Origin of the sequence: Acetobacter sp. DmW_043, from assembly GCF_002153485.1 — a bacterium.
GTDB classification, from domain to species: domain Bacteria; phylum Pseudomonadota; class Alphaproteobacteria; order Acetobacterales; family Acetobacteraceae; genus Acetobacter; species Acetobacter thailandicus.
This window is the reverse complement of the sequence record NZ_JOMN01000103.1, coordinates 25149-33405: the sequence shown is the minus strand read 5'-3', so window position 1 is coordinate 33405 and position 8257 is coordinate 25149. Positions and strand designations below refer to the sequence as shown.

Below are 8257 nucleotides of genomic sequence, written 5' to 3'. Positions count from 1 at the left end.
GCCACCTTACGACTGGCATCTGTATAAAAAGCGTCACCTGATCGAAAACATGTTCGCAAAGCTCAAAGGCTGGCGACGGATGGCAACACGATACGATCGCTGCGCTCATACTTTTATATGTAAGCAATCTTAAAGAATGTGTCCTGAGCCTGGATATATTATAGTGATTTTATATATTTCTTCATTTCTTTAAGAAGAAGCCGAACACTGCTTTTAACATGCTCACGGGAAGGCAGGACAGCATAAAGAGATACCGTTTCTCCCTGAAATTCAGGCAAAATCCTTATCAGGCTGCCATTATTGAGATTATCCTGCGCATCCCATAGTAATTTATAGGCAATACCTTTGCCTGACAGTGCCCAGTCATGCACAATTTCAGCACTTGTGCTGCTAAGCCTTGGCGTCACCACCACCACATGTGAGCTATTTTTATTTTCCAGTATCCACTGATTTAACGGCTCCATCGTTTTATAACGCCGTAAACACAGGCAGGTATGTTTTTTTAAATCTTCCGGCGTCTGAGGCTGACCATATTGTTCAATATATTCTGGGGAGGCACAGGGCACTCTGTTCGTTGATGCAAGTTTTGTAACAATAGAACCGGATGTTTCAGGCATGCCCAGGCGAATAATCAGATCAAGATAGTCGCCAAAATCATATGACCCCTCAGAAGCAACAGCGAGACTGAGCTGAAGGTCGGGGTGCTCGCTACCAAAATGTGCTATGAAGGGTGCCAGTTTGTTACGCCCGAGCTCAAGCGGTGCTCCTATGCTTAACGCCCCCTGTAAGAGACGGTTAGACTGCATAATTTCGGCTTCAAGGTGTTCTGTACCCTCAACAAGCTTTACGCCACCATCATAATAAAGCTGTCCACTGTCACTCAGATGAAAATGTCGCGTATTACGCACAACAAGTGTTACACCCAGCCGCTCTTCAAGGCGCCTTAACCTGCGCGATACAGCAGGGGCAGAGACACCCAGCCGCTTTGCTGTCGCACTGACACTACCAGCCTGAACCAGCTGAACAAAAAAACTAATATCTGTCAGATTTTCGAGAATCATCTTCAAAATGGCCCTGACCACTCTCGTACATATACCAGTGCAATCCATAGCGACTGATGCTGTGTATACAAGAGCTTAGCTGCATTGTGCTACGCTATGTACTCTTCTTTTCTGAGCGGAAAGACTGATCATCCTGTCCGCCAAGAAAATATCCTGTTCCGGCCCATATAAAAGCCAGCGCAGCACCGGCAAGGGAGACAACGACAGAACTTTGCGAAACGGCGGTAATCGCAGCGATAGTCCAGCCACTGACGGCATCACCCGCACGGTATACTACGGTATCGAGAAAGCTTTTTGCACGATATTTTACATCTGCCGGCATTGGCGTGAATAAAATTTCACGCCCGGGGCGAATAAACGCATATTCACTCACACGTCTTATCGCCATAACAGTCGCGACCATGACAAACACCGGCCATATTGCAAGCATCAGAAACCCTGCCGTAATAATCAATGGTGCAATGGTCAGCAGGCCTTTGACACCGAAACGATGTGCAAAGCGTCCGGTTATTACTACCTGACAAAGCAGAGAAAGAGCCTGAACAGCGCTGTCAATAATTGAAAAAACACGCACCTGTTCCACTCGTGAAGGGAAGGTAACAGCTACTAATCTGGCCTGTTCAAAGTAAAGAAAAGTCGATGATGTGCTTAACAGCATAACAAAAGCGGCAAGACACAACAGATAAGGTGAACGCATGACCATCGTGAAACCAGCAAAAGGGTTCCCTCTTACCGGGCGGTAACGTGCTTCACACTCCTCCTCATTCTCCTGGCTGGTACGCCACGCCATTAAACGTGACTTAGCCAGCAGGGAGCCTCCTAACAGGAACGCTGAAACCACCATTAACCCTGGTAGTGATACAATACTGACGAGTAGTGCCCCGGCAACGGGTCCGGTAATACCGCCAATACTGGCGCCGCTGGCAATGAAACCAAAAAGACGGCCTGCCTGCTCTTTTCTGAATATATCCGCCATCAGACTCCAGGCGACGGATACAACGAATAAATTAAAAACTGACAACCAGACAAAAAATGCCCGAGCCACCCACAGGCTGGCAGGCCACAGAAAAAGACAACATGCAAAGCCAAGCATGTTGAGAGAAAAAAAACCATAAACCCAGTTAATAAACTGCGCGCGGGCTACACGGGCATTAAGCCATCCATAAAGGGGTACAGCCAGCAGCATAACGATAAAGGTAGAGCTAAACAGCCATTGCAGATTATGGAGCCCGCTGGCAATGCCCATAGCATCACGCACCGGGCGCAAAACTGCGTAGCCGGTAAAAAGAAAGAAAAAAAGCCCAAACCCCCAGAGGCACGCGCTCACTTCATCCGGGTGGGCATTAATGGCTTTACAAAATCTGAGAGTAAAAGGCCCCGGTGTTTTATCAGAGATCATGACCACGCACAGGTACGCAGCCTGTCGCTTTAATCAGCTGAGCGGCAACCTCACCGGCTTTATCGTTTGTAAAACTATACAGAACTTCTGTGTCGCCACCGCCACCATTAGTCAGACTACTGGCATTAACTGAATTAAATGCCCGTACAAATAATGTGCCTGGAAATAGCTGTGCCGAATATTTGGCGACACCAAAACTACGGGCTTTTTCAGCCACGGCACCATCCCGATAAGGGTAGGCGTTATCAGCATCAATCAGTATTTTACCAGCGAGTGCCTTACTATATTTTTCTGCAACAGACGGCTCAGCCCCATAAGGAACAGCCAGTAAAATGACATCACCAAAAGCTATTGCCTGTGCTACATCTCCCGCCCGTGCATTTGCACCGGCATTTGCAACGACATCCTGCAGTAATTCCGGCTCTCTGGATGAGAACATAACCTGATAACCAGCCTGTGCCCATAAACGCCCAAGAGTGCCGCCTACCTGCCCGGAACCAATAATACCAATACGTGGCAAATTTGTTTTTCCTGGTCTGTAAGATTCTGCCATGGCCGGGGGCAGGGACGTTATCGCAGTTATACCGCATATAACTTTCAGCACGTTGCGCCGCGATGAACGAAATGATGGTGGCATATTAAAGCCTTCCCTGTAGCCTGATAGAGAGCTTTCAGCATACTCAATGTTTGTCAGGGTGCAACCTGCACATATAGCCATAGCCTGCACAAACATCAGCACGTTATTTTTATGCAAAATAAAATTTTAAAGTCAGGCTCATGCCTCATTCGTTAAGATAGAAGAGGACGGTTGCTGCGATATTAATTGCGGACATGAATGTATGAGTACAGCGGTCATATCATGTTGCAATACGTCGCCAGTTTTGAGCTTTGCAAACATATTTTCGATAAGATGGCGCTTTTTATACAGATGTCAGTCGTAAGGCGGTTTTAATTTCCGGTTCTTCTTCAGCGGGGTACAGGCGGTGATATTCCGGTCTGCGAGAGGCGGCCTGATCCTGTCAAAGCCCCCCGGAACCCCATGCGCCAGCGGGAAAAATAACTTGATCCGTTCCATCTGGCGTTCAGAAAGTAAAAAAACTCACTCACAGGCCTGCCCTCCATCGGTAAACCTGTGAATCACAATAGCCCGCTCAGTTCAATGAATTAACAGATGCTGAGCCTACCAGTAAGATTATGAGCACTCATACCATCTGAGTGATCATATTTTATGTCAGGTGAGGTCTCTATTTTTCATAGTTTGCATAATATGATTATAAAAATCGTCAGGGAGTTTTAAATTATGGACCTTCAGGTAATAAACCAAGTCAGAGAAATAATAATAAGCACGCCAGAACTCCAAAATCACGAACCAGCCGCATTAATCAACAGTCCTTCGATCCCTCCAGATTCAGGTTCAATAAATTTCACTATCAGGAAAATCTTTTATTTAAATCGTGTATAATCATATCTATCTTATCGCTTACATAACCATTTTTTTGCGTAAAATAATTACCATCACCTGATTCATGGTGCAAATAAAATTCAATATTTTTTATTTTTATTTTATATTCAGAACTAAAACCAACATCATATTCTTTTATAATATTTGCATCCCAATATTTTTCAAGATACTTCGTAAGACTTATACAGTCTTCATTTGTCGGGGTATCATTTATATAACATCTTTCTTCATTGTTTTCATACAGGCATGATACAGGCATTTTTATAAACCTAATTTTTGATTAACGCTCGAACGGGAACGTTGCGATGATTGTATGATTTCTCTGTAAATATCATTGCCAGTATAGCCTTTTTTCTCTGTTTTAGTATATATTTCTTCCCAGGTAAGGTTGGGGTTTTCACGAGTTATTTTTTCAGCTGTTTCTCTGTCAGACATTATATCTCTCGCCATTGTTCTTATTTCATTTCTGATTTTATGAGCCTGCCTTGCCTGATTTTCCAGGCTGTCGTTTTTATTAAGCTGATCAGGTATTTTTTCTTCCTGATTAAGATACCATTTACGAGCAGAAACGTTATCTAAAGATCCTTTCTTTGGTAAGGGCTCGGCTTCTGGTTCAGGCCTTGCTGGTCTTCTGGGTTCAGGTTCAGGTGTTTCTTCTGTCTCGTCTGGCAGATCAGCCAGAAGAACATCTGCTCCCCTGAAGTCACTGAACTGGCCATCGCACACGGCATGGAGTTTTGCGTACAGACCGCCTTTGGTTCGCCCGGCATGGCGGGAAAAGCCCTTTTTTAAGCAGGGAGGCTGCCGTTCTGTGTGCTTTGAGATGTGTCGTATCGATTGTCAGACGGATATGGTTTGCGTGCAGTATTCATCCATCTGTTCTGCAATACTCATACCAGAAAGTACATGACATCCTCTGGTAAAATGAGAAAAATTCTATTATGGCTGCGCAGACAAGCTGTCAAAAAATATACTTAATAAACATAAAATTTCTGGGAGACTTTAAATAATAATGCCTCAATTTCTGTTGCCTGTTCTGGCATTTGCCACGACCTGGGGCATTCTTGTTCTGACTCCCGGCACCGAAACCGCACTGGTTATCCGCCTGGGTATCAGTGTGGGGCGCACAACGGCAACAGGCGCGGTGCTGGGTATAGCAACAGGCCTGACATTATGGGGGTTTGGGACTGCTTTTGGTCTGAGTGCTCTGATCTCAACTTCCCGGCCGCTTTTCCTGGGGCTGGAGTGGGCCTGTGCAGGGTATCTGCTTTATCTCGCAGTCAGGCTTTTTATAAATGTTTTGAAAGCACACCCCCAGCAGGCTGAAGCTCATGGTGGCTACACGCCTCAGGCTTTCTGGTCTGGTTTTCAGAGGGGGGCATTAACAACTGTTCTGAACCCTCTTGTCGGCGTGTTTGACCTGACTGCGTTCCCTCAGTTTATTCCGCCTGGCGTTAGTGTGCTGTCATATTCATTCCTGCTTCTGATTGTGCAGGTTATTCTGACGTTGCTGTGGTATTTTACTCTTGTCATTATGGCTGTTTCTCTGAGCCGTTTTCTGGCCAGACCTGCTATTATTCGTATGCTTGACACGCTGACAGGGCTGGTTTTTGTGTTCTTTGCTGTCAGGTTGCTCTTAAACCCATAAACTTTTTTGATCCTGTCAGATAACCAGATAATCAGCATCAGGCGTTAACGCTCAGCTCTGACTTAACGAAAAAAATAAGACAGGCTATAAGCTGCGGAAGTAACACCTGTAGCAGGCGCCTGATAATGACTGAGCACTCACCACCCTCCCGTATTTTGATTTTAGCCACAGGCGGCACGATTGCCGGGCAGATGAACGCCCGCTCAGCATCAGGTTATGATGCTGGCAATGTGTCTGTTCAGGACCTGCTTCATCACGTACCCAACCTGCCGGAAACGGCAGACATTCATGCTGAGCAGATTGCCAGTATTGGCTCCCAGAATATGAATGATGCGCTCTGGTTTGCGCTTGCACGTCGTATAATGCAGGCATTTGAGCAGGAGGATTTTGATGCCGCCGTCATTATTCATGGTACAGACACGCTTGAAGAAACGGCTTTTTTTCTGCAGCACGTTATTAAAAGTCAGAAACCGGTGATTTTGACCGGTGCAATGCGCCCGGGTGGTGCCCCCGGTGCAGATGGTCCGGTTAATATCTCTCACGCCCTGAAAGTTGCAGCCAGCCCCAAAGCCCGTGAGCGGGGTGTTATGGTGGTTTTTAATGAAACCATTTATGATGCCCGTACAGTAAGTAAAATTAACACCTCAGAAGTGAATGCATTTAAGTCTGTCAATGGCGGGCCTGCAGGTTATGTTGATACGGACAGAGTTTACTTTGTAACACCTGCCGCGCCGCCGGTACCTCTGTTCAGTTTACCAGAACATGAGAGCCTGCCGTGTGTTGATATTATTTATGCCCATAGCAATATGGACGATCGCCTGATCTGCCATGCTCTGGCTGACGGTGTGAAAGGTATTGTTCTTGCCGGCATAGGTGACGGTAATGCGTCAGACACAGCACTCGCAGCCCTCGACCGGGCTGTCGCGCAGGGTGTGCATGTTATACGTGCCAGCCGCGTTGGCAGTGGTCTGGTAAAACGCAATATTGAAGTCTCTGACGATATCCGCGGTTTTAATGTATCATGTGATTTATCGCCACATAAAGCCCGTATTCTGCTTCAGCTGCTCATTGCCAGCAAAACAACGTCTGCATCTGCGATACGCCAGGCTTTTGAAGGCGGTTACCTTTAAAAAACGGTATCGTACAGCAGTTTGAAGTTAAGCGCGAGGATGATGACTGAAACAGCCCATGACAGCCATGAAACTTTCTTCGATATTACAAAGCTGCCCATTTTTGTGCGGTCAGAAACAAACATCACCAGAGGAATAACAGCAAAAGGCAGCTGCATGGAGAGAACCACCTGGCTGAGGATAAGAAGTGAGGTGGTGCCTTTCTCTCCATATAATAAAATAACGAGCAAAACAGGGATCAGAGCCAGGCCACGCGTTACAAGGCGCCTTAACCAGGGGGGGATCGTCAGTTTTAAAAAGCCCTCCATCACAATCTGCCCAGCCAGCGTGCCGGTAATTGTCGAGTTTGTGCCCGCGGCCAGCAGTGCAACAGCAAAAAGGGTTGAGGCAATACCAAGCCCCAGTAAAGGAGAGATCAGTTTATAAGCCTGACCGATATCGGCTACATCCTGATGTCCTGTCCCATGAAACGCTGCAGCCGATACAATCAGGATGGCCGCGTTCACAAACAGTGCCAGCGTCAGAGCAATGGTGCTGTCTAGTGTCGCAAAGCGTATAGCTTCGCGCTTACCGGCCTCATCCTGCGCATAAGCACGCGTTTTCACTAAAGCTGAATGCAGATACAGGTTATGAGGCATGACTGTAGCCCCGACGATGCCGATCGCAACGTATAAAATATCCTGATTAGTCAGCACGACCGGAGAAAATAAAAACCCCTTCAGCACAGCTGGCAGGGCCGGGGAGGCCGCAACAACCTGAATGGCAAAGCAGGCTGCGATAATAGCAAGAAAAGCCATGACACAGGCCTCAAGCCATCTCATCCCAAGTTTGAGCAGTAAAAGCAGCAGAAACGTATCGAGTACAGACAGGCAGGCTCCGGCAATAAGAGGGATGTGAAAAAGTAATTGCAGGGCAATGGCCGTACCAATAACTTCGGCAAGGTCACAGGCTATAATTGCAATTTCACAGGTCAGCCAGAGAAAAAAATTAATAAAAGGCGGAAAGTAAGCCCGGCAGGCCTGTGCCAGATCATAGCCGGTAGCAATCCCGATCCTGGCCGAGAGGGACTGGAGTAAGACAGCCATAACATTTGACAAAAGTATGACAGAGAGCAGCACAAACCCGAAACGCGCGCCGCCTTCAAGGTCTGTGGCCCAGTTTCCGGGGTCCATATACCCCACTGACACCATATAGCCTGGCCCGACAAAAGCCAGAAACCGCCTGAACGACGAGGCGCCGTCAGGCACTTTCACACCCGGCCCGGCAGACATGCCAGAACAGTTTTGTTCCGGGTATTCTGCATGATCGGAAGGTACTGGTGACCGGGAGGGAGAGGCTTGCATGAATAAAAGCTTTTTTAATAAAATGAACGTTTCATCAAAAAACAAACACCTTCACTATGTCTCAGCACGCAATATCTGAATAGTAGCCATCAGCATTTTATTAACATTATACCTGCTTTTAAGGTATGCATGACGAGGCATCATGCCTGAAATCGAACAAGATAGATCTTGTGTTTATCGTTAAGATATTATATCCCCGGCTGCCATCTGTCTG

7 protein-coding genes and 1 pseudogene are annotated in these 8257 nt (G+C 46.8%); 2 read left to right on the top strand and 6 right to left on the bottom strand.

Annotation, left to right across the window (positions count from 1 at the left end; translation table 11 throughout):
• Positions 1 to 158: 158 nt before the first annotated feature.
• The 5 genes and pseudogenes from HK11_RS12065 to HK11_RS12670 all read right to left on the bottom strand — a co-directional run.
• Positions 159 to 1061 (bottom strand): LysR family transcriptional regulator, encoded by a 903-nt coding sequence (locus HK11_RS12065; protein WP_086555546.1) that lies wholly within the window; start codon positions 1059 to 1061, stop codon positions 159 to 161.
• Positions 1062 to 1155: 94 nt separating this feature from the next.
• The gene (locus HK11_RS12060; RefSeq protein ID WP_086555545.1) at positions 1156 to 2460 is read right to left on the bottom strand and encodes an NTP/NDP exchange transporter; all 1305 of its coding nucleotides are present in this window, start codon (positions 2458 to 2460) and stop codon (positions 1156 to 1158) included.
• Positions 2450 to 3097, bottom strand: a complete 648-nt coding sequence (locus HK11_RS12055) for an NADPH-dependent F420 reductase (protein WP_233133478.1) — start codon at positions 3095 to 3097, stop codon at positions 2450 to 2452. The genes HK11_RS12060 and HK11_RS12055 overlap by 11 nt, the downstream gene beginning before the upstream one ends.
• A 793-nt stretch (positions 3098 to 3890) precedes the next feature.
• Positions 3891 to 4181, bottom strand: a complete 291-nt coding sequence (locus HK11_RS12050; RefSeq protein WP_086555544.1) for a hypothetical protein — start codon at positions 4179 to 4181, stop codon at positions 3891 to 3893.
• 407 nt (positions 4182 to 4588) lie between these two features.
• Positions 4589 to 4781, bottom strand: a pseudogene (locus tag HK11_RS12670) (IS5/IS1182 family transposase); the annotation flags it as partial.
• A 153-nt stretch (positions 4782 to 4934) separates the two neighbouring features.
• Here HK11_RS12670 and HK11_RS12040 point away from each other — a divergent pair.
• Both HK11_RS12040 and HK11_RS12035 read left to right on the top strand, forming a co-directional pair.
• Positions 4935 to 5570 carry a LysE family translocator gene (locus tag HK11_RS12040; protein WP_086555542.1) on the top strand — a complete coding sequence of 212 codons (636 nt, stop codon included), beginning with the start codon at positions 4935 to 4937 and terminating at the stop codon, positions 5568 to 5570.
• Between the two features lie 125 nt (positions 5571 to 5695).
• Positions 5696 to 6700, top strand: a complete 1005-nt coding sequence (locus HK11_RS12035; protein WP_086555541.1) for an asparaginase — start codon at positions 5696 to 5698, stop codon at positions 6698 to 6700.
• On the opposite strand, the gene HK11_RS12030 is transcribed toward HK11_RS12035, so the two are convergent.
• Positions 6697 to 8043: an Nramp family divalent metal transporter gene (locus tag HK11_RS12030; RefSeq protein WP_086555549.1), complete on the bottom strand. Its 1347-nt coding sequence runs from the start codon at positions 8041 to 8043 to the stop codon at positions 6697 to 6699. The two genes, HK11_RS12035 and HK11_RS12030, sit on opposite strands and share 4 nt — an antisense overlap.
• Positions 8044 to 8257: the final 214 nt, after the last annotated feature.

Coding starts and splice junctions, on each gene's coding strand:
- HK11_RS12065 (WP_086555546.1), bottom strand. CDS start 1,061: ATGATTCTCGAAAATCTGACAGATATTAGTTTTTTTGTTCAGCTGGTT.
- HK11_RS12060 (WP_086555545.1), bottom strand. CDS start 2,460: ATGATCTCTGATAAAACACCGGGGCCTTTTACTCTCAGATTTTGTAAA.
- HK11_RS12030 (WP_086555549.1), bottom strand. CDS start 8,043: ATGCAAGCCTCTCCCTCCCGGTCACCAGTACCTTCCGATCATGCAGAA.
- HK11_RS12055 (WP_233133478.1), bottom strand. CDS start 3,097: ATGCCACCATCATTTCGTTCATCGCGGCGCAACGTGCTGAAAGTTATA.
- HK11_RS12050 (WP_086555544.1), bottom strand. CDS start 4,181: ATGCCTGTATCATGCCTGTATGAAAACAATGAAGAAAGATGTTATATA.
- HK11_RS12040 (WP_086555542.1), top strand. CDS start 4,935: ATGCCTCAATTTCTGTTGCCTGTTCTGGCATTTGCCACGACCTGGGGC.
- HK11_RS12035 (WP_086555541.1), top strand. CDS start 5,696: ATGACTGAGCACTCACCACCCTCCCGTATTTTGATTTTAGCCACAGGC.